This is a genomic window from Cedecea colo (assembly GCF_011808225.1).
Lineage (GTDB): Bacteria > Pseudomonadota > Gammaproteobacteria > Enterobacterales > Enterobacteriaceae > Dryocola > Dryocola colo.
Map to the genome: position 1 here is coordinate 32,962 of NZ_SOYS01000002.1, position 26,498 is coordinate 59,459.

24 protein-coding genes and 3 pseudogenes are annotated in these 26,498 nt (G+C 53.4%); 10 read left to right on the forward strand and 17 right to left on the reverse strand.

Annotation, left to right across the window (positions count from 1 at the left end):
* Positions 1-251 precede the first annotated feature (251 nt).
* Positions 252-2,429, forward strand: a complete 2,178-nt coding sequence (locus tag E2L00_RS04510; protein ID WP_167607658.1) for a TonB-dependent siderophore receptor — start codon at positions 252-254, stop codon at positions 2,427-2,429.
* Positions 2,430-2,470: 41 nt separating this feature from the next.
* On the opposite strand, the gene E2L00_RS04515 is transcribed toward E2L00_RS04510, so the two are convergent.
* The 4 genes from E2L00_RS04515 to ebgR form a co-directional block, all read right to left on the reverse strand.
* On the reverse strand, positions 2,471-3,961 hold the full coding sequence (locus tag E2L00_RS04515) for an amino acid permease (RefSeq protein WP_167607662.1): 1,491 nt from the start codon (positions 3,959-3,961) through the stop codon (positions 2,471-2,473).
* A gap of 81 nt (positions 3,962-4,042) precedes the next feature.
* Positions 4,043-4,495 (reverse strand): beta-galactosidase subunit beta, encoded by a 453-nt coding sequence (locus E2L00_RS04520; protein WP_167607665.1) that lies wholly within the window; start codon positions 4,493-4,495, stop codon positions 4,043-4,045.
* Positions 4,495-7,557: a beta-galactosidase subunit alpha gene (gene ebgA, locus E2L00_RS04525; RefSeq protein WP_167607668.1), complete on the reverse strand. Its 3,063-nt coding sequence runs from the start codon at positions 7,555-7,557 to the stop codon at positions 4,495-4,497. Before ebgA ends, E2L00_RS04520 begins: the two co-directional genes overlap by 1 nt.
* Positions 7,558-7,729: 172 nt before the next feature.
* Complete coding sequence (gene ebgR, locus E2L00_RS04530) at positions 7,730-8,713, reverse strand: transcriptional regulator EbgR (protein ID WP_167607671.1); 984 nt, start codon at positions 8,711-8,713, stop codon at positions 7,730-7,732.
* Between the two features lie 327 nt (positions 8,714-9,040).
* On the opposite strand from ebgR, the gene E2L00_RS04535 reads away from it, so the two are divergent.
* Both E2L00_RS04535 and E2L00_RS04540 read left to right on the forward strand, forming a co-directional pair.
* Entirely contained in the window at positions 9,041-9,358 is a 318-nt protein-coding gene (locus E2L00_RS04535; protein ID WP_167607674.1) for a hypothetical protein, read from the forward strand.
* A gap of 37 nt (positions 9,359-9,395) precedes the next feature.
* A pseudogene (locus E2L00_RS04540) lies at positions 9,396-9,695 on the forward strand (MGH1-like glycoside hydrolase domain-containing protein); the annotation flags it as partial.
* 210 nt (positions 9,696-9,905) lie between these two features.
* Here E2L00_RS04540 and E2L00_RS04545 read toward each other — a convergent pair.
* Entirely contained in the window at positions 9,906-10,157 is a 252-nt protein-coding gene (locus E2L00_RS04545; RefSeq protein WP_167607677.1) for a GlsB/YeaQ/YmgE family stress response membrane protein, read from the reverse strand.
* Positions 10,158-10,387: 230 nt separating this feature from the next.
* On the opposite strand from E2L00_RS04545, the gene ycgR reads away from it, so the two are divergent.
* Complete coding sequence (ycgR, locus tag E2L00_RS04550; RefSeq protein ID WP_167607680.1) at positions 10,388-11,119, forward strand: flagellar brake protein YcgR; 732 nt, start codon at positions 10,388-10,390, stop codon at positions 11,117-11,119.
* 2 nt (positions 11,120-11,121) lie between these two features.
* Here the strand turns inward: ycgR and emtA are convergent, their stop codons facing one another.
* Complete coding sequence (gene emtA / locus E2L00_RS04555) at positions 11,122-11,730, reverse strand: membrane-bound lytic murein transglycosylase EmtA (protein WP_167607683.1); 609 nt, start codon at positions 11,728-11,730, stop codon at positions 11,122-11,124.
* Positions 11,731-11,848: 118 nt separating this feature from the next.
* On the opposite strand from emtA, the gene ldcA reads away from it, so the two are divergent.
* Both ldcA and E2L00_RS04565 read left to right on the forward strand, forming a co-directional pair.
* A complete protein-coding gene (gene ldcA, locus E2L00_RS04560; RefSeq protein ID WP_167607686.1) occupies positions 11,849-12,760 on the forward strand; it encodes a muramoyltetrapeptide carboxypeptidase in 912 nt (303 codons plus the stop codon).
* Between the two features lie 82 nt (positions 12,761-12,842).
* Positions 12,843-14,516, forward strand: a pseudogene (locus tag E2L00_RS04565) (potassium/proton antiporter); the annotation flags it as partial.
* Here the strand turns inward: E2L00_RS04565 and E2L00_RS21935 are convergent.
* The 3 genes and pseudogenes from E2L00_RS21935 to E2L00_RS04575 all read right to left on the reverse strand — a co-directional run.
* Positions 14,517-14,591: pseudogene (locus E2L00_RS21935) on the reverse strand (hypothetical protein); the annotation flags it as partial. It abuts the pseudogene before it with no gap.
* 33 nt (positions 14,592-14,624) lie between these two features.
* The gene (gene dadX / locus E2L00_RS04570; RefSeq protein ID WP_167607689.1) at positions 14,625-15,698 is read right to left on the reverse strand and encodes a catabolic alanine racemase DadX; all 1,074 of its coding nucleotides are present in this window, start codon (positions 15,696-15,698) and stop codon (positions 14,625-14,627) included.
* 18 nt (positions 15,699-15,716) lie between these two features.
* Positions 15,717-17,015: a D-amino acid dehydrogenase gene (locus E2L00_RS04575; protein ID WP_167609580.1), complete on the reverse strand. Its 1,299-nt coding sequence runs from the start codon at positions 17,013-17,015 to the stop codon at positions 15,717-15,719.
* Between the two features lie 325 nt (positions 17,016-17,340).
* Between E2L00_RS04575 and E2L00_RS04580 the strand changes: the two genes are divergently transcribed.
* On the forward strand, positions 17,341-18,876 hold the full coding sequence (locus E2L00_RS04580) for a SpoVR family protein (protein WP_167607692.1): 1,536 nt from the start codon (positions 17,341-17,343) through the stop codon (positions 18,874-18,876).
* Positions 18,877-19,080: 204 nt separating this feature from the next.
* Here E2L00_RS04580 and fadR read toward each other — a convergent pair whose 3' ends face one another.
* A complete protein-coding gene (gene fadR / locus E2L00_RS04585; RefSeq protein ID WP_167607695.1) occupies positions 19,081-19,800 on the reverse strand; it encodes a fatty acid metabolism transcriptional regulator FadR in 720 nt (239 codons plus the stop codon).
* Positions 19,801-19,813: 13 nt separating this feature from the next.
* Entirely contained in the window at positions 19,814-20,032 is a 219-nt protein-coding gene (locus E2L00_RS04590; RefSeq protein ID WP_167607699.1) for a hypothetical protein, read from the reverse strand.
* Between E2L00_RS04590 and nhaB the strand changes: the two genes are divergently transcribed.
* Both nhaB and dsbB read left to right on the forward strand, forming a co-directional pair.
* Positions 20,019-21,584, forward strand: a complete 1,566-nt coding sequence (nhaB, locus tag E2L00_RS04595; RefSeq protein ID WP_167607703.1) for a sodium/proton antiporter NhaB — start codon at positions 20,019-20,021, stop codon at positions 21,582-21,584. The two genes, E2L00_RS04590 and nhaB, sit on opposite strands and share 14 nt — an antisense overlap.
* 145 nt (positions 21,585-21,729) lie before the next feature.
* Positions 21,730-22,260 (forward strand): disulfide bond formation protein DsbB, encoded by a 531-nt coding sequence (dsbB, locus tag E2L00_RS04600; RefSeq protein WP_167607706.1) that lies wholly within the window; start codon positions 21,730-21,732, stop codon positions 22,258-22,260.
* A 79-nt stretch (positions 22,261-22,339) separates the two neighbouring features.
* On the opposite strand, the gene E2L00_RS04605 is transcribed toward dsbB, so the two are convergent.
* The 6 genes from E2L00_RS04605 to E2L00_RS04625 form a co-directional block, all read right to left on the reverse strand.
* Positions 22,340-22,576 carry a putative hemolysin gene (locus tag E2L00_RS04605; protein WP_167607709.1) on the reverse strand — a complete coding sequence of 79 codons (237 nt, stop codon included), beginning with the start codon at positions 22,574-22,576 and terminating at the stop codon, positions 22,340-22,342.
* Positions 22,577-22,646: 70 nt separating this feature from the next.
* The gene (gene ymcF, locus E2L00_RS21535) at positions 22,647-22,823 is read right to left on the reverse strand and encodes a cold shock small protein YmcF (RefSeq protein ID WP_420808837.1); all 177 of its coding nucleotides are present in this window, start codon (positions 22,821-22,823) and stop codon (positions 22,647-22,649) included.
* A gap of 95 nt (positions 22,824-22,918) precedes the next feature.
* Positions 22,919-23,365 (reverse strand): YcgN family cysteine cluster protein, encoded by a 447-nt coding sequence (locus E2L00_RS04610; RefSeq protein ID WP_167607712.1) that lies wholly within the window; start codon positions 23,363-23,365, stop codon positions 22,919-22,921.
* 89 nt (positions 23,366-23,454) lie between these two features.
* Positions 23,455-24,114, reverse strand: a complete 660-nt coding sequence (locus E2L00_RS04615; protein WP_167607715.1) for a fumarylacetoacetate hydrolase family protein — start codon at positions 24,112-24,114, stop codon at positions 23,455-23,457.
* Between the two features lie 94 nt (positions 24,115-24,208).
* Positions 24,209-25,300, reverse strand: a complete 1,092-nt coding sequence (locus E2L00_RS04620; protein WP_167607718.1) for a lytic murein transglycosylase — start codon at positions 25,298-25,300, stop codon at positions 24,209-24,211.
* A gap of 76 nt (positions 25,301-25,376) precedes the next feature.
* A complete protein-coding gene (locus E2L00_RS04625) occupies positions 25,377-25,652 on the reverse strand; it encodes a YcgL domain-containing protein (RefSeq protein WP_167607721.1) in 276 nt (91 codons plus the stop codon).
* A gap of 127 nt (positions 25,653-25,779) precedes the next feature.
* Here E2L00_RS04625 and minC point away from each other — a divergent pair, with 127 nt between their 5' ends.
* The gene (gene minC / locus E2L00_RS04630) at positions 25,780-26,490 is read left to right on the forward strand and encodes a septum site-determining protein MinC (protein ID WP_167609583.1); all 711 of its coding nucleotides are present in this window, start codon (positions 25,780-25,782) and stop codon (positions 26,488-26,490) included.
* The last annotated feature ends 8 nt before the right edge of the window (positions 26,491-26,498 follow it).

A 26,498-nucleotide genomic window follows, 5' to 3' on the forward strand; every position in this document is an offset into this window, starting at 1 on the left:
TTCCACCGCTTTCAGCCTGCGGCGGGTGACCTGAAGCTCACCCGCCCCGCCATTTCCTTTCGGTTCCACAACGGCTCCGGTTTTACCGCGATCTCTACCTCTCTTCCTGCCGAAATCCATACTTGAAACTGATAACAATAACGATAATAATTCGCATTCCTTATGAAATGGCAACTTCAGATGCCTGGCGGTCCTGATGGCCTGCGGCGTCTTTTGTAATAACAACTCTACCTTCACGGGAAAATAATAAAATGAAACTGGCCTTTACCGTAAAGCGCTCCGCTTTACTTTGCGCGCTTGCACTTGCCGCTCCGGCATACGTCATGGCAGAAGATACGGTTGTCGTCACCGCCAGACCAGCAGATAACGCAACTTCTCCAACTCAGGGTTACGCTGCTACCACTACCCGTGGGGCGACCAAAACCGACGAACCGCTGATTACCACCGGTCAGTCCGTTTCCGTCGTTACTCGTCAACAGATTGAAGATCAGGGTGCGCTATCCGTGAACAGCGCACTGAACTATACGCCGGGCGCGTTCACCGGTTTCGCTGGCGGGGCGACACGCTATGACACCGTTGCCCTGCGTGGTTTCCACGGCGGCGATGTAAATAACACTTTCCTCGACGGCCTGCGTCTGATGAGCGACGGCGGCAGCTACAACGTGGTGCAGGTCGATCCGTGGTTCCTGGAGCGTATCGACGTCATCAAAGGGCCATCTTCGGCGCTTTACGGGCAAACGATCCCCGGCGGCCTGGTGATGGAAACCTCAAAACGTCCTCAGTTTGTCGCGGAAGGCCATGTTCGAGCCATGTACGGTAATAATAATACCAACGGCACCGCGTTCGATTATACCAACGCGATTAACGACGAGTGGGCTTACCGCATCACCGGTATGACGAAAAATACCGATACCCAATACGAGCACACTCGCGAAGAGCGCTATGCTATTTCACCTTCTCTTCTCTGGCAGCCAGACGAAAATACTTCGCTGCTGCTGCGGGCGTATCTGGAAAAAGATCCGTCCGGCGGCTTCCACGGCTCCGTGCCGGGCGATGGCAGCATCTACTCTTCGACGGGGCGTAAAATCAGCACCGGTTTCTCTGACGTAGAGCCCGGCAACGACGCGTTCAAGCGCCACCAGCAGATTTACAGCTATGAATTCGCCCACGGCTTCAATGACGTCTGGGCATTCCGTTCCAACGCGAGCTATACCCATTCGAATGTGGATCTAAAACAGGCCTATCAGATTGGCTGGGCAGATGCGGCGCACAACGAACTGATGCGCTATTACAGCGGTGAAACATCATCCCTGGACGCCTGGGCGATTGATAACCAGCTGGAAGCTGATTTTGCTACCGGCGATCTACAGCACAAAGTCGTGCTGGGCGGTGAATTCCATAAATACAACAACAATCTCTCAGACGACTCCGCTTATACGACGAACCTGAACCCGTGGAGCGGTGAATCCGGCGGTGCCGGTGGTTTTTACTACTACGATCCGCGTGACCCAACCTACGCCACCGTCAATCAGGGCCTGCTGACTAAAGCCGGTAAACGCCAGTATGAGCAAAGCGGCGTCTACCTGCAGGATGATATGAAGTGGAACCAGTGGCATATGACGCTGTCTGGCCGCTACGACCATATCGTCACCAAAAGCCATATCGTTGCGCCAGCCATTGAAAGCGACGTTACCGATAACCGCACCGACGACCACTTCAGCGGCCGGGCTTCATTACTTTATGCGTTCCAGAACGGCGTTTCTCCGTACATCAGCTACAGCCAGGCAATCACGCCGCAGGTATTGCCAGGCGCCGATGGTAATCTGCTGAAACCAACCACTGCCGAACAGTATGAAGCAGGCGTGAAATATCAGCCGGTTGGCACCGCTGATATGTACAGCATCGCGCTGTATGACCTGACGCAGAAAGATGTGGGTAACCGTATCGTGCAGGGCAGCTATTATGAACCTGCCGGTAAAGTACATTCTCAGGGCATTGAACTGGAAGCCCGTTCACAGTGGAACGATCGCTTTTCAACTATCGCGGGTTATACCTGGAACAAGGTTCGCTTTAAAGACGCCATTGACGGTAACGACGGCAACACGCCGTACGTAACGCCTGACCAGATGGCAAGCCTGTGGGGTGTTTTCAAAGCCGATTTCGGCATCAGCATGGGCGCTGGCGTGCGCTATATCGGCAAGCAATGGGCGGATAACGAGAATACCCTGCGCGTACCTTCCGCAACGTTGCTGGATGCGATGGTGCGTGCCGATATGGGCGCGTGGTCGCCTGCGCTGAAAGGCGCTTTCGTGCAGGTTAATGCCGCCAACCTGACCGGCCGTGATTATGTTGCGGGCTGCTACGGAACTGGCTACTGCTACTGGGGAGCGGAACGCTCGGTTATCGCCACCGTGGGTTACGACTTCTGAGTCGGTGAACCCCTCTTCCTTGTGCAAGAGGGGTGCTTTGCTTACAAACTTACGCTTCCGGCGGGCTTTATCGCCGCTGGCGTTTCCAGTTGACGCTCCAGCGCGATTTGCGCTAAAGGCGTATCCGCGTCATAACGCGCCCTGGCATCAAGTCCTTTCTCATATTTATTGTATTTCCACCAGGCATAGCCGAGGAATATTACCAGCCCGCCGACGTTATAAAAGACGATGGTCATGATGCTCGCCCCTGTCGGGAAGGTTGAGGCGATAAATCCAACGGTGAAAATAACAATCAGAACGCTGACGATAGCTATTCCCTGCATCCGCGATCCCATGCGGAAGTCGCGCTCAACCCGATCGTATTTCAGGCGCAGGTTGAGGTAGGCCAGCATAATAAACAGCGGCGGCAGCATCGACGCTGCGGCGGTCATATTGATCAGCGTGTTCATCAGTTCCTGTACGCTACCTGAGCCAATCGTTGGGATAAGCATCAGAGGAATAACAATCAGGAACTGGATCCAGGCCGCGCGGGTCGGCACGCCGTGCTGGTTGAGGCGCACTGTTTTCTCGCCAAAAATACCTTTTGGAATTTCAGTGAAGAAGATTTTTACCGGGGCCGCCGTCCACATCAGCAGGGAGCCAAACATCGCGGTAAACGAAACAAGTCCCACAAAACGGTTCATCAGCACAGGAGGCAGGCCAAAGTGACGGGAAAGCCCTTCGAATACCTGAACCGTACCGCCGGTAAAATGCAGCTCGGCTTTATCAACAAAGACGTTAATCAGCAGGGAAGAAACTGAATAGAGCACGCCAATAAACAGGCCGGACAGGATAATCACTTTCACGAAGGCTTTGCTGCCGCCCTTCACGTCGTTGACGTAAACCGCCACGGACTCCGCACCGCCTGCCGCCTGGAATATCCACGCGATAATACCGAGGAATGCCCAACTGAACTGCGGTGTAATCGCCTGCACGTTAATCGGGTCGGCTGGCTCTACGCCGCCGATTACCGCTGCACCTGCAAGGATAATGTAGGAGAACGTCAACAGCAGCATCAGGGTGGAGGTTACCGATGTCATCGGCCCCAGCAGTTTTGCCCCGTGGTTGGAAATCCAGGTGGAGAAAGCAAACAGGCAAATGCTGATGAGCGAGGTGGTTAACGGAGTAAAGATATAATCATAGCCAAGGAACGCGTAAGAGGCGTAGGCAATTACCCTTGGCAACAGTGCGGTAAAGAAGAACAGGTTTACAAACCAATAGGTATAAGCGGTGATGAACGCCCAGCGCCCGCCCAACGCGCTTTTTACCCACGCGTAAACGCCCGCCTCTGAATTACGATTTAGCGAAACGAATTCCGCGATGATAAGACAGAACGGAATAAAGTAGATGATGGTCGCCACCATAAATACCGGCGCCGATGCGATACCTAACTGAATATTGTTATTAATCACGTTATTGAAGCTGAAGACCGCCGCAAACGTCATTGATAATAAGCCGAACTTGCCAATTGTATTTCTGCTGGTCGAAGCCATGAACACACTCCACGTTTTGTAGGGTATTTTTATTGTGTTTTTTCGACCCTTGCCATTTTATATCAGCCAGGGTCGGGAAGGTTATTTGTTCAGGAAATAGGTCTCTTCAACGGTGACCTTCAGGATCGCTTTTTTAACGCCCGTGCTTTCTCTAAAGCGGTACGCCTCATGGTTTTCGAAGATAGCGACGTTCCCTGCAACAAGCGTGCAGGCTGCGCCTTTACCACAAAAATATTCACGGTCGCTCTCGTCCCGATAAGCCGCTTCCGGGGTTAAAGTTTTTTTATCGGCATATTCCACCGTCTCCTGCCCGGACAGGTAATAATGCACGTCGAAATAACGGCGATGGCCTTCAAATAACTCTGTTCCTTCCTCTGTGCCCTCGGCAAGACGATAAACCAGCGAATCGCCTATCGAATAGAAGACGTTCGGCAGAATATTATCCAGGTTATTGATAGCTTCCATACAGCGCTGCCATTTTTTCCCCGCACGGTAAATGCGCTGGAAATTTTCTACAGTATCTAAAATAATCATTACGCATTTTCCCATTCTGAACGCGGCAGGAAATTGTATTTCGCAAGCGTCGCGGCGCAGGTTTTTCCCTGACGGAACGGCACCATCGTAAAGCCGTACCGGAACGACCGCAGGTAGACCCGGAACGAATCGAGAACCTCAGAGCCCCAGGAATTGGAGCCCAGGCCGAGAATTTGCTGGTCAAGATTCAGCGTCAGGTACTCGCTTTCCTCCAGCTCGTTAATGTGCTGCGCCTGTTGCAGCATTTCCGCACTGTAAGGCCAGAGGCTGAAGTTAATAGGGTTGCGCGGCTGAATGAAAATACCGCTGCCCTTTTCATCTTCAACGGCAAGCCAGCGCACCTGCTGACGGTTGCCGTTGTCCTGCGGGAACGGATAGTGCTCAAACAGGCTTTCCAGCGGCTGGCGATAATGGCCGATCAGGTTGCTCTGGCTGCTGTCCGGATAGTTTTCACCCGGCCCGCGTCCGTAATATTCCACCTGTTTAAAGCGTTTGCTGAGGCCAAAATCCAGACCGATTTTTGGAATGATTGCCTGATAATTCCCGTAAGGTGTCCCGGTAAGATCAAGCGTGACCTGTCCTGCGGATGTGATGCGCCAGCGGTAAGTGCAACGCATACCGAAATCAAACACCGGCGGAGCAATAACCGTATCCACTTCTATCACCACCTCATCGCCGCGCGGGAGATGCCGCATTTCACGGAAATGATGCTGCATCAGGTGCAGATGGTACGGTTCCCAGAGTCCTTCAAACTCCTGCTTGTGGTTATCGATCACCGGTTTGAAGAAGGAGAGATGCGGCGCGCGCCCGATAATTTCTTCTCCATTCACCCGCCAGGAGAGCAGTTCGCCGCTCAGCTTGCAGAAGGTCAGCGAAAAATCTGCGCCGCTGATAATCAGCTGATGCTCACGCGTTTCACTCTCTGGCGCGCCCTGTACCTTCTGAGGGAAAGGTTCACGAGAAGCCGCTTCCTGATACAGGAACTGATAATGCCCGAGCGGATGCATAGCTTCGCTCCAGGCGGTGGCGCTGCGCCTGAAGATTTCTACATTGATAAAAACTTCTCCGGCAGGCAGGGCTGGCGGGCACAGATGCAGCTCGCCCGTTTCACCCGGCAGGATATGCGGCATGGCCAGCGTTTGCTGCGCTACCGTTTCACCCTCCAGTTGATAGCTTACAAGCAACTCAATGTCGTCGAGGGTGCTGAACCAGTAACGGTTATCCACCAGCAATACGTCAGCCTGCTTCACGCTGCGAATGGCTACGGGACATAAAACCTGCTTATATTCGCGCAGGCCGGGGCCGGGACGCTGGTCGGGATAGATAAGCCCATCCATGCAGAAGTTATAGTTGTTCGGATAGTCGCCGTAGTCACCGCCGTACTGATAGCGTTCCCTGCCCTGCTCATCATGTACCAGCAGGCCGTGATCGCACCATTCCCAGACGTAGTGGCCCTGTAGACTTTTATGCTGGTTAAAGACCGCCTGGTATTCGGCAAGCCCACCCGGCCCGTTGCCCATCGCATGTGCGTATTCGCAGATGATGCGTGGCTTCGGATGCGGATATTCGCCAAAGGCGTTCATCATCGACACGCGGGAATACATGGTGCTTATCACGTCCACTACTTCTGCGTCGCGGTCTTCTTCATAGTGCACCAGGCGAGTCGGGTCCAGCGCTTTACAGCGGGCCGCCATAGCGCGGATATTACAGCCGTAACCGGATTCGTTGCCCAGCGACCAGATGAGGATGGAAGGATGGTTTTTCTGCGCCATCACGTGTCGCTCAATACGTTCAACGTAGGCCTGCTCCCATGCGGGATCGTCGGTAATGCGGCTGAGATCGCCGACGTTAGCAAAACCATGGCTTTCCAGATCGGTTTCTGCCATCACAAACAGGCCATAGCGATCGCACAGAGCATAGAAACGCGGATCGTTTGGATAGTGGGCCGTGCGCACGGAGTTAATGTTGTGCTGCTTCATCAGGATGATGTCGCGTTCGGCCCGGGCCATATCTATTGCCCGGCCTTTGAGATGATGGTGATCGTGGCGGTTAACGCCGTGCAGCTTTAGATAACTGCCGTTGACATAAAACAGGCCGTCGCGCACCTGGATATCGCGGAATCCCACCTGCTGCGGCACCACGGAAACGATTTCATTGTTCGCGTTACGCAACGTCAGCAACAGCAAGTAGAGATGCGGATGCTCCGCGTTCCACTGTTTTGGCTCTTTAACGGGCATCGAAAACCGACATGGCTCTTCGTGAGAGGCGTTCAGGCGCTGTTCTGCAACACAGCGTTCTGCGTCGAACAACTGCGCCTGAAGCTGATAACCTTGCGTCCGGGCGCTGGCAACATTACCCAGCACGCAGGTGACGTTAAGCTCCGCATCGCGGTAGTTTTCATCAAACTGAGTGACGACGGTAAAGTCGTGCAGATGGACTTTTGTCTGGCCTGTCAGGTAGACGTCACGGAATATTCCCGCCATCCACCACATGTCCTGATCTTCGATATAGGTGGAGTCAGCCCACTGCATAACGCGAACCGAGAGTAAATTTTCTCCGGCCTTAACATAAGCGCTGATATCGAATTCCGCGCTCAGGCGGCTGCCTTTGCTGAACCCAACGTAATGGCCGTTAACGTAGACTTCAAAGTAGGTTTCAACGCCGTCGAATTTAATGATCACCTGGCGCTGGAGCCACACTTCCGACAGTGAAAAGTTGCGTTGGTAGGCGCCCGTTGGGTTGTTAGTCGGCACAAAGGGCACGTCAATGGGGAAAGGAAAACCTTCATCGGTGTATTGCAGCTTGCCGTGGTCTTCCATTTGCCACATGCCGGGCACGGTGATTTCACCCCACTCCGCCATCGTCTGATGATAAAACGCAGCCGGAACCTTGTCCGGATGGTCGAAATAGTTAAACGTCCATCTGCCGCTCAGCAGCTTAAAGCCCAGGCTTTGCGTACGGTCAAGCGTTCGGGCCTGCTGTTCGCTGGCGTAGCTATGAAACCACGCCCGTGGCGGTAGTCGGTTCTCGGACTGTCTGTCTATGTTTTCCCAATTTTTCACGTCGCCATCCTCATTACGTGTATTTCGGAAAACAATAAGTAAATTTTTACTAAATTAAAAACCAATGATTTACTAATTGCTGTGGGGATCACAATAAATCGTCATCCCGTACGCAAAGCAAAACGCCCCGCCGACGGTGAATATCGGCGAGGCGTTTAACGTAACTGGTTGATTATTCAGGTATGGTTGTATCGCGTAGCTGCAGGGAGCTTGGAACATACAGCGAAAGAGGAATCGCCCGATCGTCGCGGATGCGCTCTGCCAGCAGATTCACCGCCTGCGCGCCCATCGTTTCAGAAGGGATACGCACGGTAGACAGCGCCGGGTAAACAAAGCGCGCGGTAGGAATATCATTGACGCTGATCAGCGCCATCTGCTCAGGCACCCTGATGCCATGCTCATGCAAAGCGCGCAGCACGCCGATAGCAATAGAGTCGGTGGCAACAAACAGGGCTGGCGGGTGATCTTCCGAGGCGGCCAGCATTGTCATTGCACACTGATAACCCGCCTGGCTGGTGAAATCGCCATAATAGATATCCTGCGGCCGAACAACTTTTTTAGCGCGCCCGTATTCCACAAACGCCAGCTCACGCTGATCCGCATAGGCCGGGTCGTCGCGCCCGCCAATAAAGCCGATGCGCATATAACCGCGCGAGATGAAGTAGTCGATAACCTTCCGGCTTATTCTGTATAAATCGACGTTTACGCAGTCAAAACGCGGATCGTCGATAACGCCATCCAGGTATACAAGGGGCAGCTCCTGCTGTTGCAGCAGCGTCTGCGCCGCCGGTTGAGGTTTACCGATAACCAGTAAACCATCCGCTGCTGCAAGGAGACGTTCGCCTTTAAAGTCATAACAGGAGATAAGCGTTATCCCCAGCTTTTCGCATTGGGTTTCAATGCCATAGCGCATCGCCAGATAATAGGGATCGTTAATTTCTAACTCTTGCCCGTGGGTATAAAGGGCGACAAAAGTGAGGCGCGCGCCAGCCTGGCGTTTTGCGCTCGGCACTTTGTACTCAAGGCGCTCTGCGGCTTCGAGGATTTTCTGACGCGTCTGGCTTTTCACGCTCAGAGTGGGATCGTCATTCAGCACCCGCGAAACCGTTGCCACAGATACCTGGGCCGCCAGGGCGATTTCCTTCAATGTAGCCATAACTTCCCGATAATCATCAGCCGAAAACAACAGCTTAATGCCATCTCCGGTGCATGTATACCCCTGCGCTTGACCCGCAACCGGATTGGATAATGCTGTGAACTGCTTACCGCTTTACCAGCTCAAGCGTATTTTTAGTAAAAATTAACTAACTTTTGCGCCGCTCCTCTGTCCAGATGTACCGATAAAAACAAGAACTGCACTCATGTTTAAGTTTTCCTCCGGGGCTATGCCTGTCCTGCTGCTCTTACCGGGCGGCACGCTTCTTGCCGCAGAATCCGTGGTTCCGGCTGAACATCAGGGCAATGCCTGGGTGCCGGATCGCGGTTGGGCGGTTTCGAAGGAGACATCAACCGCTTCTACGGCGGCTACCGGACCGGCAAAGGCGACGGGCACGATGCCGGTAGCGAAAACGGGATGCTGATTAGCGGCATGATGAACCCGCTAAGGGACTCTATTTCTCCATCGCGCTGGAGTTATGCGAAACATCTGCTGGATAATGCCGAAGACCAGACCACCTCCCGCGCCCAGTTTGGCATCTGGTATGAGTACCTCGGGGGAAAATTAGCCACCGCGCTGGACAGCCGCTTTTATCTGCAAAACGACATCACGGACGCCAGCAACCCGGTATTCGTGATGCAATAACCGGTAAGGATACAACATGACGCTTTTATTCCGTCTTATCCCGCCGGGCACCGCTTCGCTCACTAACCCGGCCTTTGGGGCGGACATTTACTGACGCGGCCGCGTATGGGTGGATCGGCTCAACTTTGGGCTAAAAGGCATGGAGCGTTACGGCTATTGTGCCGATGCGGTTGAAATGGTAAACCGCTTCTTTGCGCATGCAAACGGCCTGGTGGCAGACGGACCTGTTCGCGAAAACGACAATCCGCTGGATGGTCAACAACAGGGGGCGCCAAACGTCTCATGGAGCGCGGCTCATCTGTATATGCTGTACACCGATTTTTTTACCCGCCGATAGCAGCCTTAACAGCAGAACGGCCCCGCAAAGGGCCGTTCGATTGCTGACAAAGAAGGAAAAAGCGTGGTTTTTCCTTCTTTGGGGTTATCAGCCGGTAATTAACCTTTTGATTTCCGGGTTTATTTTATTAAAGACATCTTCAGAGCTTTGCACGCCATGAGGTTTGTCATCGGCCCCGCAAGGAGCCGTTTTTATAAAAGTTAAAATAAATTAACGCCGCACCATGCGGAAAATCGCCAGCACGACGATCGCACCCACAACCGCGACCAGGAAACTGGGTAGGTTAAAGCCGGTTACGCTGCCGCCGATATGGAAAAATGTCGCTAACCACCCGCCGACTACGGCACCCACAACGCCCAGAATACAGGTCAGGATAAAACCACCACCATCTCTACCAGGCATGATAAATTTCGCGATAACGCCAGCGATCAAACCGAATACAATCCAGGCAATGATACCCATTTTTGAAAATCCTCTTCATTATTGTGAGCAGTAACAAGGCCGAACCGCTACGTCAGGCAGGGATCGGTCTGTCGGTACGCTAAGTATAATCAAGCTGTAGAAAAACGTGACGAACATCACTAGCTTATCGAAAATTTCATCCTAACCGCCTGAGATTTATCTTAAGTTTCCTTTTTCCCTGCCGATAACTTCGCTTATTACTATCTCAGAAGACCACAAGGACCAGGGCCTTGAGTAACTATAACGAGCAGTTTCTGAAACAAAGTCCTCTCGCTGTATTAGGCGTATTACGCGATCTCCACAAGCAACAGGTCCCGGTACGTCTTACCTGGAATGCAGGGCAATTCATTAGTAAGATTCTGGAAGTTTCGCCTGCGCAGCTGGTGATGGACTTCGGCAGCCAGTCGCACGAAAACCTGGCGGCGCAGAAAGCGACCGATATTCAGTTCATGGCAGAAACGCAGGGGGCGAAAGTAGAGTTCACGCTGCCCAAACTGCAGACCGTGAATTACCTTAATCTGCCCGCGTTTAGTTCACCGCTGCCGCCAACCCTGTGGTTCGTGCAGCGACGAGAGTATTTCCGTATTAACGCCCCGCTCCATCCGTTTTATTTCTGCCATACAAACCTGCCGGACGGCACTCCATTTGATTTCAGGCTATGTGATTTATCGCTCGGCGGCATGGGCGCGCTGCTTGATGGACCTCTGCCGGCCGGGCTTTGCGCCGGCATGCGCTTTGCGCAGGTGGAAATCGATCTTGTGGAATGGGGTAAGTTTTACTTTGATATGCAGCTGGTGACGCTTTCAGAACGCAAGGTGGTGGACAATAAGAATGAGACCGTCAGTACGCCGCGTCTTAGCTTCCGCTTTCTGAACCTCAACCCGGCGGTTGAGCGAGAATTACAGCGGATAATTTTCTCGTTAGAACGGTCAGCCCGGGAAAAGGCCGACCGCGTTAAATAGCGTTACATCGCCTCCATGGCCCGCGAGACTTTATACAGGTAGCGCGGCGCCTGGGCGGCAGGATGGTTTTTCGCTACGTATTCCCAGAATTCATCAGGGCTCAGGCTATTGATTTCGCTGATGGCCTTTTTGCGATCTGAGGAAAACGTTCTGAGCAGCGCCCCCGCCCCGTTCGCATAAGATACCAGCAGGGCGTATTGCATGGTTTGTGGGTCTTCAATGCCGGCGAGAATGCCATGTTCCATAATACTGAGATAGGCCGTTCCGATAGAGATATTACGCGCCGGATCTTTCAGCTCGCCGGTAGACGGTTGCCCGCTCCATCCCAGATGGCGATAGACGTCGGCGCCCGCCGTAGAAGCTTTAATCTGCATCAGGCCAACCGCATTGGACTTGCTGACAAGCGCCGGATTACCGCCGGACTCTACGGCGATGATAGCCGTAATCACTCGCGGACTGACGCTCCACTCTTCTCCCGCCTGTTCGGTTAAAGGCATCCAGGTAAGGGCGCGCTGGACCGGTTTCGTTGGGTCCCATACCGGTTGTTTAGCGGTGTGGCTGGAACAACCAGCAAGAAACAGAACCAAAACAATCAGCCATCTTATTTTCACGCAATCTATCCTTATTAAATACTTGGCTCGCTATTGCAGTATTTCAACGCCGCCGGGCGAGTGACAACCGCCCGGGATAACGGCATCATAACCAAATAACCTATCGCCAGGAAATGCCATGTCTCTGATTCGTTTGATTGCTCCTTCAGGCTATTGTGTTAACCAGACTGCGGCGGCTCGCGGTATACAGCGCCTCCAGGATGCCGGGCATCAGATTGAGCATCAGCAGGCGGTCACCCGGCGTTTTCAGCGTTTTGCAGGTACTGACGAAGAGCGTCTGGCCGATATCCACCAGCTCGCCTCGCTTTCTCCCGAATGCGATATCGTTCTCGCCGTACGCGGCGGCTATGGAGCAACGCGCCTGCTCGAACAAATTGATTATTCACGCCTGGGGCACGCGCTGCGAGCGCGAACGCCGGTGATTTGTGGTCACAGCGATTTCACTGCCATCCAGCTCGCTTTGCTGACGCAGTGCGGCATTATCACGTTCAGCGGACCGATGCTAGCCGGAAATTTTGGCGCAGAGACGCTGGATGACTACACCTGGCAACACTTCTGGAAAGCGATCGCGCAACCGCGGTTTACCCTAAGCTGGCAAAACGCGGCTCCCGCCTGCTCCGTTAGCGGCACGATTTGGGGCGGTAACCTCGCCATGTTGGTTTCGCTTATCGGTTCGCCGTGGCTGCCCGCAATCGACGGCGGGATTCTGGTGGTTGAGGATATTAACGAACATCCTTTCCGCGTCGAGCGCATGCTATTGCAGCTACACCATGCCGGCATTCTGAGGCGGCAAAAAGCGCTTATCCTTGGCAGTTTTAACGGCACGACGCTCGGTGACTACGATGCGGGATATGATTTTAACGAAATGTGCAGCCTGCTTGCGGAACGATTTTCTGTTCCTGTGCTGCCGGGTCTGCCGTTCGGGCATGAGCCGCAAACGGTAACGCTGCCGCTCGGCGCCTTTGGCGAATTAAAGCACGATGGCGGCACAAGCGTGCTATCAGTTAGCGGACATCACGTGATCAGGTAAAAAAAGCCTGTTTTCGGACGTTTAATCAGCCACTTCCGTGTTAACATTTTGCAATGATCACAGCGACTCTCATATAAGGAGAATGATAATTTTGGACGCGGGTGCGATAATTAGTCTGTTTATTTTAGGTTCCGTATTGGTAACTTGTAGTATTTTATTGAGTTCTTTTTCTTCCCGCCTTGGTATTCCCATCCTCGTTATTTTTCTCGCTATCGGTATGCTGGCGGGCATTGACGGCGTGGGCGGTATCCCGTTCGACAATTATCCTTTTGCCTGGCTGATCAGTAACCTTGCACTTGCGGTCATCCTCCTTGATGGCGGTATGCGTACCCAGGCCAGTTCGTTTCGTGTCGCCCTTGGTCCGGCGCTTTCCCTTGCCACCGTTGGCGTTCTGATTACGTCGGGATTAACGGGCATCGCCGCCGCATGGCTGTTTAACCTTGATTTGATTCAGGGCCTGTTAATTGGTGCCATCGTCGGGTCTACCGATGCGGCTGCGGTATTTTCCCTGCTGGGCGGCAAAGGGCTCAACGAACGCGTTGGCGCAACCCTTGAAATCGAATCCGGCAGCAATGACCCGATGGCGGTATTCCTGACCATCACGCTTATTGAGATGATTGAGCAGGGGCGAACCGGCCTGAGCTGGATGTTCGCGGTGGATATCCTGCAACAGTTTGGCCTCGGCATACTGCTTGGTTTAGGCGGCGGCTACCTGTTATTGCAGATGATTAACCGCATCACCCTGCCGCAGGGGCTTTATCCCCTGCTGGCGTTAAGCGGCGGCATCATGGTGTTTGGTATCACCACGGCGCTTAACGGCAGCGGTATTCTCGCCGTTTATCTGTGTGGTTTTCTGCTGGGCAACCGCCCGATCCGTAGCCGCTTCGGTATTCTGCAAACCTTTGATGGCCTGGCCTGGCTGGCGCAAATCGGCATGTTCCTGGTGCTGGGCCTGCTGGTTAACCCGTCGGATCTGCTGGCCATTGCGATACCGGCATTGCTGCTTTCCGCATGGATGATTTTCTTCGCGCGCCCGCTTTCCGTCATCCTCGGCCTGCTGCCTTTTCGTGGGTTTAACGGCCGTGAACGCATATTCATCAGTTGGGTTGGGTTACGCGGCGCGGTGCCGATCATTCTTGCCGTTTTCCCAATGATGGCCGGGCTGGATAACGCCAGGCTGTTCTTTAACGTTGCGTTCTTCGTGGTGCTGGTTTCGCTGCTGTTGCAGGGCTCTTCCCTGGGCTGGGCGGCGAAAAAAGCCAAAGTCGTCGTGCCGCCGATTGGCTGGCCGGTTTCCCGCGTTGGGCTGGACATCCATCCGGAGAATCCGTGGGAACAGTTTGTCTATCAGCTTAGCGAAGATAAATGGTGCGTGGGCGCTGCCCTGCGCGACCTGCATATGCCCGATGAAACCCGCATCGCCGCCCTGTTCCGTGACAATGCTTTGCTGCACCCAACCGGCAGCACACGCCTGCGTGAAGGCGATGTTCTGTGCGTCATCGGCCGCGAGCGGGATCTGCCAGCCCTTGGCAAGCTCTTTAGCCAGTCGCCGCCCGTTGCGCTCGACCAGCGCTTCTTCGGCGACTTTATCCTTGAGGCCAATGCGCAGTTCGCGGACGTGGCGATGATTTACGGCCTGGATCTGGATGAGGCGGTCAACACGCAGCAAACCCTGGGCGAGTTCGTGCTGGGAATGCTGGGCGGCGCGCCGGTGGTGGGTGACCAGGTTGAGTTTGCCGGGATGATCTGGACGGTGGCAGAAAAAGAAAATAATCAGGTACGCAAAATTGGTGTACGCGTGGCTGAGCAGAAAGAAGAGTAATGCTGGCAGTTCCCTCTCCTGACGGAGAGGGAGAAAAACGGATTAAGACTGCACCACGACAGGCACGCGCGGCGCCAGAGCACACATCAGTTCATACCCTACCGTTCCCGAAGCAGAAGCTACGTCATCGATTTTAACTTCGTTCCCCCACAGCTCCACCGGGCTGCCAATACCGGCCTGTGGACAAGGCGTTAAATCCACCGCCAGCATATCCATGGAAACCGTGCCCAGGGTGCGGGTTAAGATACCTTCGACCTGTACCGGCGTGCCGTCCGGCGCATGGCGCGGATATCCATCCGCATAGCCACCCGCCACAATGCCGATACGCTGCTCGCCCGTTGCGCGGTAACGGCTTCCGTATCCAACGGTATCGCCGGCTTTCAGGTTCTGAATGCCAATCACTTCACTGCGCAGCGACATCACCGGTTTCAGACCGCTGTTGGCGATATCACGCCACTGCCCGCTCGGCGACGCGCCGTAAAGAATGACGCCCGGACGCACCCAGTCGTAATGCGCCTCCGGATGCCACAGCGTTGCCGCAGAGTTGGCAAGCGAACGCGCGCAATCCAGCCCTTCGGCCGCCTGTTCAATGCGCGCCAGGGGTTCGACAATGCCTTCCGGCTGTTCGGCATCGGCAAAATGCGCCATCAGCGTCAGTTGGCCAACGTTGGCAACGGCGCGTAACTGCTGCCAGATAGAATGCACGCGCTCAGGGGCAAAACCGAGGCGGTTCATCCCGCTGTTCATTTTTAGGTAAACATCAAGCGGCGCATTCAGCCGGGCGTTGGCCAGCGCCCTTACCTGCCAGTTACTGTGCAGGCTGGTGGTGAGGCGATACTTATCGAACAGGGGCAATTCATCGGTATGGAAAAAGCCCTCCAGCATCAGAATCGGCCCTTTCCAGCCACGTTCGCGCAGCAGTATCGCCTCTTCGAGGTTAAGCAACGCAAAACCGTCGGTCGTACTCAGCGCGGACCAGACTCGGTCGAGTCCATGACCATAAGCGTTTGCTTTTACTACCGACCAGACATGGGAATTGGGCGCAGCCTGACGCACCACCTGCAGGTTATTGCGCATCGCGCTGAGATCGAGCGTTGCCACAACGGGACGAGACATGACCACTCCTTATTGTTGTTAATTATGGGCGCCGTGTAACCGTTGTGAACCCGATGGGGAAAAACCCGGCAGATAACGAGCAACTGACAAATCGTCAAACGGGATGGCAGGCGTTCTTCCGGAAATCAAATCGCTGAGCATTTGTCCGGAGCCGCACGCCATGGTCCAGCCCAGCGTACCGTGTCCGGTATTCAGCCAAAGATTTTTGAACGGCGTACGGCCAACGATTGGCGTGCCGTCAGGCGTCATCGGACGCAGGCCGGTCCAGAAAGTTGCCTGTTCAACGTGACCACCGCGCGGATAAAGATCGCGTACTACCATCTCCAGCGTTTCGCGGCGCGGCTGCAGCAGCTCGGTATTATAACCGACGATCTCTGCCATGCCGCCTACCCGAATACGGTTATCAAAACGGGTAATCGCGATTTTGTACGTCTCATCGAGGATAGTGGAAACCGGCGCACCCTGCTCGTCAGCAACGGGAATAGTCAGCGAATAACCTTTCAGCGGATAGACCGGGATATCGACAATATTTTTTAACAGCGCCGTTGAGTAAGAGCCGAATGCCACAACGTAAGCATCGGCTTTCACCACTTCTTTGCCGCACTGCACGCCGTAAATTCTTTGCCCTTCATAAAGCAGGCGGTCGACGGCGGTATTGAAGCGGAAATTCACGCCGGCTTCTGCGGCCATGCGGGCCAGATTCTGCGTGAAGAGCTGGCAGTCACCCGTTTCATCGTTAGGCAAACGCAGCCCGCCGGTGAGTTTATGCGCGACTCCGGCAAGCGCCGGTTCAACCTGGCCGAGCTGACCGGCCTCCAGCAGCTGATAAGGTACGCCAGCCTCTGTGAGCACCGCGATATCTTTTGCCGCATTTTCATACTGCTGTGCGGTACGGAATAACTGCAGCGTACCGCCCTGACGGCCTTCGTACTGAATGCCGGTGCTGTGGCGCAATGCTTTCAGGCAGTCGCGGCTGTATTCGGCCAGGCGCACCATTCGCCCCTTGTTTTCCATGTAGTGACGCATATCGCAATTGCGCAGCATCTGTAGCATCCACCTGAGCTGGAAGCCTGTGCCATCCAGGCTGATAGCTAAAGGCGCATGGCGCTGAAACATCCATTTAATGGCCTTCAACGGCACGCCGGGCGCGGCCCATGGCGCGGCATAACCCGGAGAGATTTGTCCGGCATTGGCGGCGCTGGTTTCCAGCGCGGGGCCCGCTTCACGTTCGATTACCGTAACGTCATGCCCTGCCTGGCGCAAATACCAGGCACTGGCAACGCCGACAACTCCACTTCCCAGCACCACAACATGCATATCCATCCCACCCTTTAGCTAAAAGAATAATCTTCTGATTACAAATTGATAACTCAGATGAAAATGTTATTCAACATATGGCCTTATTATGGTGAGCATCCTCACACCCTGACCCATCATCACTGGCACGGCATAATTAGGATCTCCTGCGAAGGAAAATATTTACCGCAGAATAAAATGCGGCTCACCCGCGAAATTACGGTGACTGAAAATGACTAAATCGTGCAGAAATTATTTTTCTCATCGCCGCTAAGTGTGAGGAGTGTTCTATCCTTTGATGGAGGCTTTCCATCCAGAGAGAGCCGCCAACAATGAGGGCGCGCTGATGGCTACTGTTGATCTTTCCGCCACAAAGGATTCCAAACGTCTTAGTGATGGACCTGACTGGACGTTCGAATTGCTGGATGTCTACCTCGCCGAGATAGACCGCGTAGCAAAACTCTATCGTTTAGATACTTACCCGCATCAGATAGAGGTCATCACTTCTGAGCAAATGATGGATGCCTACTCCAGCATCGGTATGCCGATAAACTACCCGCACTGGTCATTCGGTAAGAAATTCATTGAAACCGAGCGGCTGTATAAGCATGGACAGCAGGGCCTGGCCTACGAGATTGTGATTAATTCCAATCCCTGTATCGCCTATCTTATGGAAGAAAACACCATCACCATGCAGGCGCTGGTTATCGCGCACGCCTGCTATGGACATAACTCCTTCTTTAAAAATAACTATCTGTTCCGAAGCTGGACGGATGCCGGTTCGATAATCGACTATCTGATTTTCGCCCGCAAATATATCAGCGAGTGTGAAGAGCGCTACGGCGTGGATGAAGTAGAACGGCTGCTGGATTCCTGCCATGCGCTGATGAATTACGGCGTCGACCGCTATAAACGCCCGCAAAAGATCTCGCTACAGGAGGAGAAAGCGCGGCAGAAAAGTCGTGAAGAATATCTGCAAAGCCAGGTGAATACGCTGTGGCGCACCCTGCCTCGTCGTGAAGAGGAAAAAACGGTCGCTGAAGCGCGCCGTTATCCTTCTGAACCCCAGGAAAATCTGCTCTACTTTATGGAAAAAAACGCGCCGTTGCTGGAGCCATGGCAGCGTGAAATCCTGCGTATCGTGCGCAAAGTAAGCCAGTATTTTTATCCGCAGAAACAGACTCAGGTAATGAACGAAGGCTGGGCAACGTTCTGGCATTACACCATCCTTAACCATCTGTACGATGAAGGAAAAGTGTCGGAACGCTTTATGCTTGAATTTCTGCACAGCCATACCAACGTGGTGTTCCAGCCGCCGTATAACAGCCCGTGGTACAACGGCATCAACCCTTATGCGCTGGGCTTTGCAATGTTCCAGGACATCAAACGAATTTGTCAGAATCCGACCGAAGAAGACAAATACTGGTTCCCGGATATGGCAGGTTCTGACTGGCTGGACACGCTGCATTTCGCGATGCGCGACTTTAAAGACGAGAGCTTTATCAGCCAGTTCCTGTCACCAAAACTGATGCGTGACTTCCGGCTGTTTACCGTACTGGATGACGATCACAATAATTATCTGGAAATTTCGGCTATTCACAATGAAGAGGGTTACCGTGAAATTCGCGCGCAGCTTTCTGCTCAATATAACCTGAGCAATCTGGAGCCGAATATTCAGGTGTGGAACGTGGATTTACGTGGCGACCGTTCGCTGACGCTGCGCTACATCCCGCATAACCGCGCTCCGCTCGACAGAGGCCGCCGTGAAGTGCTCAAGCACGTGCACCGCCTGTGGGGATTTGATGTGATGCTGGAGCAGCAAAACGAAGATGGTAGCGTTGAGCTACTTGACCGCTGCCCGCCGCGAATGAACAGCATTTAAAAACAAAAAGGCTTCCCTCGGGAAGCCTTAGGTTGCTGACAAAGAAGGAAAAAGCGTGGTTTTTCCTTCTTTGTGGTTATCAGCCGAAAATCAATCCGTTGATTTTCCTTATTTTTTATTCGGTGGTAGACGTTCAACCTGTGCTGGTTGAGAGTTTGTCATCAGACTGAGGCTTCCCTCGGGAAGCCTTTTTACAGGGAAAGATTAACGGCTATGCATCGCCAGGTCGCCCGGCAGGTTCTTCTGCATGCGGTGCCAGATTTCCCCGCTTTCACGCCCATAGGTACGCACGGTATCAAACACCTGATCGTACAACCCTTCTTTACAGAGGGTGCCCAGGCGATGATAGAAACCTAACGCCAGGCTACGCGCTTCCGGGCTGGAGAAATAATGACGCCCGATGCGGGTGTACAATCCTTTCATGCCGTTCAGAATCAGGCCGTAAATTGGATTGCCGGATGCAAACGCAAGGCCGCGGAAGATGCTGTAATCGAGAGCCGCAAACGCGTCTGCGTGGTCTTCCACGCTGTCTGCCGTGGCTAATACTTCCTGCGCTTTCTCCGGATGCTGGCGAATCGCAGTGCGGATAAAGATAGTGGCAATGTTAGTGCGCACGGATAACAGATTGTCGATAAGCTGCGGCACGCTGTCGTGATCCAGGCGCGCCAGGGTTTCCAGAATATTTAACCCTGACGTTTCCCAGAAATTATTTACTTTAGTAGGCTTACCGTGCTGAATCGTTAGCCAGCCGTCTCGCGCCAGGCGCTGCAGCACTTCTCGTAGCGTGGTGCGGGTAACGCCAATCAGCTCCGACAGTTCACGTTCGGCAGGCAAAATGGAACCAGGGGGAAAGCGGCTATTCCAGATGCTTTCAATAATGTACTCTTCCGCGAAACCCGCTGGGCTCTGCGCCTTAATGACCATAGTATGATTTCCATTACACAGGTTTAGCAAATTTGGACTCATCATACCAGATGCACCACGCTCCAGATAGCAGGCCAGCGCGCCCATTTACGGGATCGGTGTTTGAATTTTCTAAAATAGCGAGGCAGGTAATATTTTCTGTGCCTTGATAGTCACGCAGGGCGCGGGTAACCTGTTGCACCCGACGCAATAATCTTTCGGAGAATGATTCCCTCACCATGGAAATATCCACCGGCCGTGCCCTTTATCGAAATTTTTTAGGCCAGTCACCCGACTGGTATAAAATAGTCATGCTTTCTTTTCTGGTGATTAATCCACTGGTTTTTTGGTTCGTTAGCCCTTTTGCCGCAGGCTGGATGCTGGTGGCTGAATTCATTTTCACTCTCGCAATGGCGCTGAAATGTTATCCCCTTCTGCCCGGCGGCCTGCTTGCCATCGAAGCGGTGCTGATCGGCATGACCAGCGCGCATCACGTGCGTGAAGAAGTTGCGAGCAACCTCGAAGTCTTGCTGCTGCTTATCTTTATGGTGGCGGGCATCTATTTTATGAAGCAGTTGCTATTGCTGGTCTTTACCAAACTGCTGCTGGGGATTCGCTCAAAAATCCTCCTTTCCCTGGCGTTTTGCCTTGCCGCAGCCTTCCTGTCCGCTTTCCTTGATGCGTTAACCGTGGTCGCCGTCGTGATAAGCGTGGCGATCGGCTTTTACGGTATTTATCAGCGTTTTGCCTCACAAAGCGGTGAAGAAGGCGATATTCAGGATGACAGCAATATAGAAAGCGGCAACCGCGCTATTCTGGAACAGTTCCGGGCCTTCTTACGCAGCCTGATGATGCATGCCGCCGTGGGCACGGCGCTGGGCGGTGTGATGACTATGGTAGGCGAACCGCAGAACCTGATTATTGCCAGGAACGCAGGCTGGCATTTTGGCGATTTCTTCCTTCGCATGTCGCCCGTTTCCGTACCGGTTCTGCTGTGCGGGTTGCTGACCTGCGTGTTACTGGAGTACAGCAAGATACTCGGTTACGGCGCGCCCTTACCGGAAAAGGTGCGTGGCATTCTGCAGGATTTCGATACGAAAAACGCTCAGAAGCGCAGCAAGCAGGATAAGGTTAAGCTGGTCGTGCAGGCGATAATTGGCGTCTGGCTGGTTGTGGCGCTGGCGCTGCATCTGGCGGAAGTCGGGCTGATTGGCTTATCCGTCATTATCTTCGCTACTGCTTTATGTGGCGTGACGGATGAACATGCTATCGGTAAAGCTTTTACCGAAGCGCTGCCGTTTACCGCGCTGCTGACCGTCTTTTTCGCCGTGGTCGCCGTGATTATCGATCAGCAGCTTTTTGCCCCGGTTATTCATTTTGTCCTGCAGGCGCAGCCTCATGCGCAGCTCTCTCTTTTCTATATCTTTAACGGCGTGCTGTCGTCGATTTCCGACAACGTGTTTGTCGGCACGGTTTACATTAACGAAGCCAAAACCGCGCTGGAAAATGGCATCATCAACCTGAAGCAATTTGAGCTGTTGGCGGTAGCTATTAACACGGGCACAAACCTGCCCTCGGTCGCCACGCCAAACGGCCAGGCTGCCTTCCTGTTCCTGCTCACTTCCGCTCTTGCGCCGTTAATTCGCCTCTCGTATGGCCGCATGGTGCTGATGGCGCTGCCGTATACGCTGGTGCTGACGCTGGTGGGACTATTGTGCGTGGAATTTACGCTGGTGCCAGCGACGGACTGGATGCTCCAGGCTGGATGGATTTCACCTCCGCCTGCCAGCGAGCTTCCGCACTAAGGATATTACGCGGGTGGTCCGCTGCCCGCAGGGGTTATTTGCCTGTTAAGCATTCGAATAAACACTTATTTTTCACGGTGCTACTGGCGCAAAAATCGAATTCGTTTACACTGCCGAATCACCGCAAATTGCATGGAAACTGATTATGTTGCGATATTTAAACCAATGCTCCCGCGGACGAGGTGCCTGGCTGTTGCTGGCCCTTACCGCTTTTGCCCTGGAGATGGTGGCACTATGGTTTCAGCACGTAATGCTGTTGAAGCCATGTGTGATGTGCATTTATGAACGCTGCGCCCTGTTTGGCATTATGGGCGCGGGGATTATCGGCGCCATCGCACCTAAATCACCGTTACGCTATGGTGCGCTGGCCATCTGGCTGTACAGCGCGGGAAAAGGCGTTCAACTGGCGTGGGACCATATCATGTTGCAGCTGCATCCTTCCCCTTTCGTCACCTGTGATTTTGCCGCACGTTTCCCGTCCTGGCTGCCGCTCGATAAATGGCTGCCTTCCGTATTCGTCGCTACCGGCGACTGCTCCGTGCGTCAGTGGGTATTTTTGTCCCTCGATATGGTTCAGTGGCTGTCAGGCATTTTCGCAGCGTTTTTGATTGTTGCCGTGCTGGTGCTTATAGCCCAGCCGTTCAAACCTAAGCGCCGCGATTTATTTGGCCGCTAAGCTTAAGGCCTGAGAAAGTAAAAACCCGCCAGCAAAACTGTCCAACTTTAAGGGGACAGTGCAGATGGCGGGTTTTTTATTAGTGGTCGCGTCGGTAAAGCTTCCATTCGTCAAGCCGTTCACCGCTCGGTAAGATGCAGTCGCCACGCTCGCCCAGGTCGGTCTTCACCGTTCTTAGCTCGCCGCCTTTATCTATGCAGTAAGCTGATGCCGGATTCGGCATGCCGATAACCTGTGGCGGTTCAGGTGCAGTGGGTTCAGGCGAAGAACAGCCGCTGAGAATAAGCGCTCCGAGCAGTAACGTTATTTTTTTCATTTATCCTCCTTTATGGAGGCTGAATGTTAACAGTGCGGGAGCGTGAAAAGCAAAACCAGCGGGACAGCTCTTAGCGAGCGGCTACGTTATGTTGATGGATCGCACTCATCGGACGATGCAGAGCATGCATACCTGCTTTGCAGAAGATACAAACAGCGCCATGGGGATTTGTTTCTCGGACATCGTAGGGGGAGGTGCGATACTGTGAACCGCCACATGACGGACACTTAAATGTTAAGTACTGGATAAAAACCTTCTTTTACTTGTTATAGAAAATACACCGTATCATAAAGGTTTCGCTTTGTACGATTTATTTTCGTCTATTTTCTTAAAACTGGTGGATCAATCTGCCCAGTCGGGTTTGTTTAAAATATGGTCCTGCCAGTCACGCACTTCAGACTCTTTCACAGCAATATGACGCACGGAAATGCGTTCGCCGTGCATTGCGGCTTTTGAACCGGCCAGAAGCGGGTGCCACTCCGGCAGAGCCTTTCCTTCGGCCAGCAGGCGGTACGCACAGGTATGCGGCAGCCATTCGAAGGTTGGTAGATTGTCGCGCGTGAGCTTGATGCAGTCTGGTTCATAGTCAAAACGACGTTCATAATTTTTGCACTGGCAGGTTTTGATGTTCAACTGTTTGCACGCGACGTTGGTGAAGTAGATTTCATCCGTGTCCTCGTCCATCAGCTTATGCAGGCAGCACTGACCGCAGCCATCGCAAAGAGATTCCCACTCCGCATCGCTCATTTCGTCGAGTGTTTTACTCTGCCAAAAAGGTGCCTGTGTCATGTTGATGCCTGCATTTGAAAAACAAGCTGCACCTTATAAACACTATGGGTAAAAGATGCAAGCGTTGCCGCCCCGGGACGGCAAATTCATTATAGTACGCGGGTGCTAAGGCTGCGTCCGTCGAAACTTAATTCCAGATCGTCGCCGCTCACAAGTGGGCCTACGCCTTCCGGAGTGCCGGTCAGGATCACATCACCTGCACGTAAGGTAAAGAAGCGGCTCATATAGGCTATCAGCGGCACAATCTTGTGAATCATGTCAGAGGTTGAACCCTGCTGGCGGATCTCGCCGTTTACTTTCAGGGCAATGTCGGTGTTTTGCGGATCGGCTGCAAATTCAGCGGCCGGAATAAAGCCTGAAACTGGACAGGCGTTATCAAAACCTTTCGCTTTTTCCCACGGCTGACCTGCTTTCTTCAGCTTACCCTGCAAATCGCGCAAGGTCAGATCCAGCGCCACACCGTAACCGGCAATCGCTTTCAACACGTGTTCTTCCGTCGCCTGCCTGAGCGTGGAGCCGATTAATATCGCCAGTTCAACTTCGTGGTGCACGGAACCTAAACCCTGCGGCAACACCAGCGGCTGGCGAATGTCGCATAACGCGCTTTCGGGTTTAATAAACAGCACCGGTTCTTCCGGCGTGGCGCTGCCCATCTCTTTAATATGCTTTGCGTAATTGCTGCCCACGCACACTACTTTGCTGACCGGAAAATCCAGCAGCGCCCCCTGCCAGTTATGATGTTGATACATGCCTTTCCTCTGCGTCGTTGTGTTCACTGCATTTGATACTAGATAAAAAAATCCCCGGTGAATACCGGGGAGAGAGCATTATTAATGCGATTGTCTAGCGTGCAGTATCTTGCCGGGCGATAGCGTCCGCCATCGTACCTATGCCGATGGCGAAGTACCAGGAGCGGTTCCAGTGCATTATTGTCCTGAAGTTGTTATACACCAGGAACGAGCGCCCCTGATTATCGTCTGGCGTAACTATCCACGCTCGTTCGGCAGAGGCAGGCAGCCGTAACCCATCCGGTAAGGTGACGCCCAGTTTTTGCCATTGCGAAACCGTTTTGCCCTGCGCCGTTTTGGTGCCCGCAAGCGCCGCGTCAAATCCTGCTGGCAGTTTCACTGCCGTTCCCCAGCCGCCGCCCGCTTCCCACCCTTCGGTTGCGAGATAGTTTGCGGTTGAGGCGAAGACATCGCTGGTATCAGTCCAGATATCAATTTTGCCATCGCCGTTACCATCTTTTCCGTAGCGCAGGTAAGAACTCGGCATAAACTGGTTTTGCCCCATCGCACCGGCCCAGGAGCCTTTCAGCTCGTCCACCGCGACATGGCCCTGGTCGAGAATTTTTAGCGACGCCATCAACTCTTTAGTAAAGAAGGCTTCACGCCGCCCTTCAAAGGCAAGCGTTGAGAGCGCCGAAATAACATCTTCTTTGCCCTGGATTTTGCCGAAGTTGCTCTCCATAGCCCACAACGCGACGATGTAATTGCCCGGCACACCGGTTTGCGCGCTCACAGGAGCTAGCTGAGCCTGATACTGCTGATAGAGCGTTCTTGCCTGCGCAATCTTTGCCGGCGTGACGACGCGCGCAAGGTAATCATCCAGCGTGATCTTTTTCTCAGGCTGGTTCCTGTCGGATTTAATTACCCGGTCAACAAAATGGACGTTGGCGAACGCAGCCGTAACGGTGGCCTCGCTGATGCCCAGGCTACGGGCTTGTTGCTTAAGCGCTTCCACATAAGCGGGGAACTCTGCCGGATCGCGTCCTTGTTCAGCGAGCGTTGTCGCGCTTCCAGCGACGGAAGAAGCCATAGGCTGAACGGCAGCGGGAGGTGCCGTGGGTGTTACGGTCTGCGCGCCGGGGGATTTTGCAGCACAGCCAGCAAGAAACAACGCGCCGACGGTTAAACAGATTGCTGAAGTATTCATCTACCCTCTCGCGATTAGTTTTCTGCTGCCATCCTCCCCTTTTACGCCCGGGAAAGATTTACCGTTAGTCCGAAACTTATTTTTTCGGATTTTTTTCCAGGTGCATTTTTAACAAACTTTCCGGCGGTGGCGGCAGCTGCAAATAATAGCCTTGGTCTTTGAGTGCCTGTTTTACTTTATCAAAATCTGCATTGGCCAGTTTTTTACTGCCGTCGAGCGGTAATATCATTGCCAGCCTGGGTTCACCGAAACCTTTCATCAATTCTTCAGGCACCCGAGAGAAATCGTCCTTTTTTTCGACATACAGATAAGTCTGGTCACGTTTGTTACTTCTATAGATCACACAAAACATTTTTTTTACTCTATTTTCACCGGATGGTGGCTTGCCTGAATATACCTCTGACTATACCATGCTTAAGGTACTTCGGAATATCGTCCCACACGCCGTGGGGATTGAAACTGAATTGAGTAAGGCCAGGATGTCAAACACGCCAATCGAGTTAAAAGGCAGCAGTTTCACCTTATCAGTTGTTCATTTGCATGATGCTCAACCCGAGGTCATTCGCCAGGCCCTACAGGATAAAATTGCCCAGGCGCCTGCGTTTCTTAAAAATGCCCCGGTTGTGGTTAATGTTGCCAGCCTCGATGGTTCCGTAAACTGGAAAACACTCCAGCAGGCGGTGGTCTCGACCGGTCTACGCGTGGTTGGTATCAGCGGTTGTAGAGATGAAGCATTAAAAAAGGAAATTGAACGCGCCGGGCTGCCGCTGCTGTCGGAAGGGAAAGAGAAACTTCCTCGCGCCGCAACGGTCACCTCTCCGGAACCATTGGCCGTTACAGAACCAACTGCTGCGGCGGTTACAAAAACGCGTTTGATTGATACCCCGGTTCGTTCCGGACAGCGTATTTACGCACCACACTGTGATTTGATTGTCACCAATCACGTCAGCGCCGGTGCGGAACTTATCGCTGACGGCAACATCCATATATACGGCATGATGCGTGGCCGAGCCCTGGCAGGTGCCGATGGCTCTCGTGATGCACAAATATTTTGTACCAACCTGGTAGCTGAGCTGGTCTCAATAGCGGGTGAATACTGGCTGAGCGATCAAATTCCAGCCGATTATTATGGGAGAGCGGCGCGCCTGAGTCTTGCGGGCGGTGCTCTCTCCGTTCAACCTTTGAATTAAGCCCTTTT

Coding starts and splice junctions, on each gene's coding strand:
- E2L00_RS04510 (WP_167607658.1), top strand. CDS start 252: ATGAAACTGGCCTTTACCGTAAAGCGCTCCGCTTTACTTTGCGCGCTT.
- E2L00_RS04515 (WP_167607662.1), bottom strand. CDS start 3,961: ATGGCTTCGACCAGCAGAAATACAATTGGCAAGTTCGGCTTATTATCA.
- E2L00_RS04520 (WP_167607665.1), bottom strand. CDS start 4,495: ATGATTATTTTAGATACTGTAGAAAATTTCCAGCGCATTTACCGTGCG.
- ebgR (WP_167607671.1), bottom strand. CDS start 8,713: ATGGCTACATTGAAGGAAATCGCCCTGGCGGCCCAGGTATCTGTGGCA.
- E2L00_RS04545 (WP_167607677.1), bottom strand. CDS start 10,157: ATGGGTATCATTGCCTGGATTGTATTCGGTTTGATCGCTGGCGTTATC.
- ldcA (WP_167607686.1), top strand. CDS start 11,849: ATGTCTCTGATTCGTTTGATTGCTCCTTCAGGCTATTGTGTTAACCAG.
- dadX (WP_167607689.1), bottom strand. CDS start 15,698: ATGTCTCGTCCCGTTGTGGCAACGCTCGATCTCAGCGCGATGCGCAAT.
- E2L00_RS04575 (WP_167609580.1), bottom strand. CDS start 17,015: ATGCATGTTGTGGTGCTGGGAAGTGGAGTTGTCGGCGTTGCCAGTGCC.
- E2L00_RS04580 (WP_167607692.1), top strand. CDS start 17,341: ATGGCTACTGTTGATCTTTCCGCCACAAAGGATTCCAAACGTCTTAGT.
- fadR (WP_167607695.1), bottom strand. CDS start 19,800: ATGGTCATTAAGGCGCAGAGCCCAGCGGGTTTCGCGGAAGAGTACATT.
- nhaB (WP_167607703.1), top strand. CDS start 20,019: ATGGAAATATCCACCGGCCGTGCCCTTTATCGAAATTTTTTAGGCCAG.
- dsbB (WP_167607706.1), top strand. CDS start 21,730: ATGTTGCGATATTTAAACCAATGCTCCCGCGGACGAGGTGCCTGGCTG.
- E2L00_RS04605 (WP_167607709.1), bottom strand. CDS start 22,576: ATGAAAAAAATAACGTTACTGCTCGGAGCGCTTATTCTCAGCGGCTGT.
- E2L00_RS04610 (WP_167607712.1), bottom strand. CDS start 23,365: ATGACACAGGCACCTTTTTGGCAGAGTAAAACACTCGACGAAATGAGC.
- E2L00_RS04615 (WP_167607715.1), bottom strand. CDS start 24,114: ATGTATCAACATCATAACTGGCAGGGGGCGCTGCTGGATTTTCCGGTC.
- E2L00_RS04620 (WP_167607718.1), bottom strand. CDS start 25,300: ATGAATACTTCAGCAATCTGTTTAACCGTCGGCGCGTTGTTTCTTGCT.
- E2L00_RS04625 (WP_167607721.1), bottom strand. CDS start 25,652: ATGTTTTGTGTGATCTATAGAAGTAACAAACGTGACCAGACTTATCTG.
- minC (WP_167609583.1), top strand. CDS start 25,780: ATGTCAAACACGCCAATCGAGTTAAAAGGCAGCAGTTTCACCTTATCA.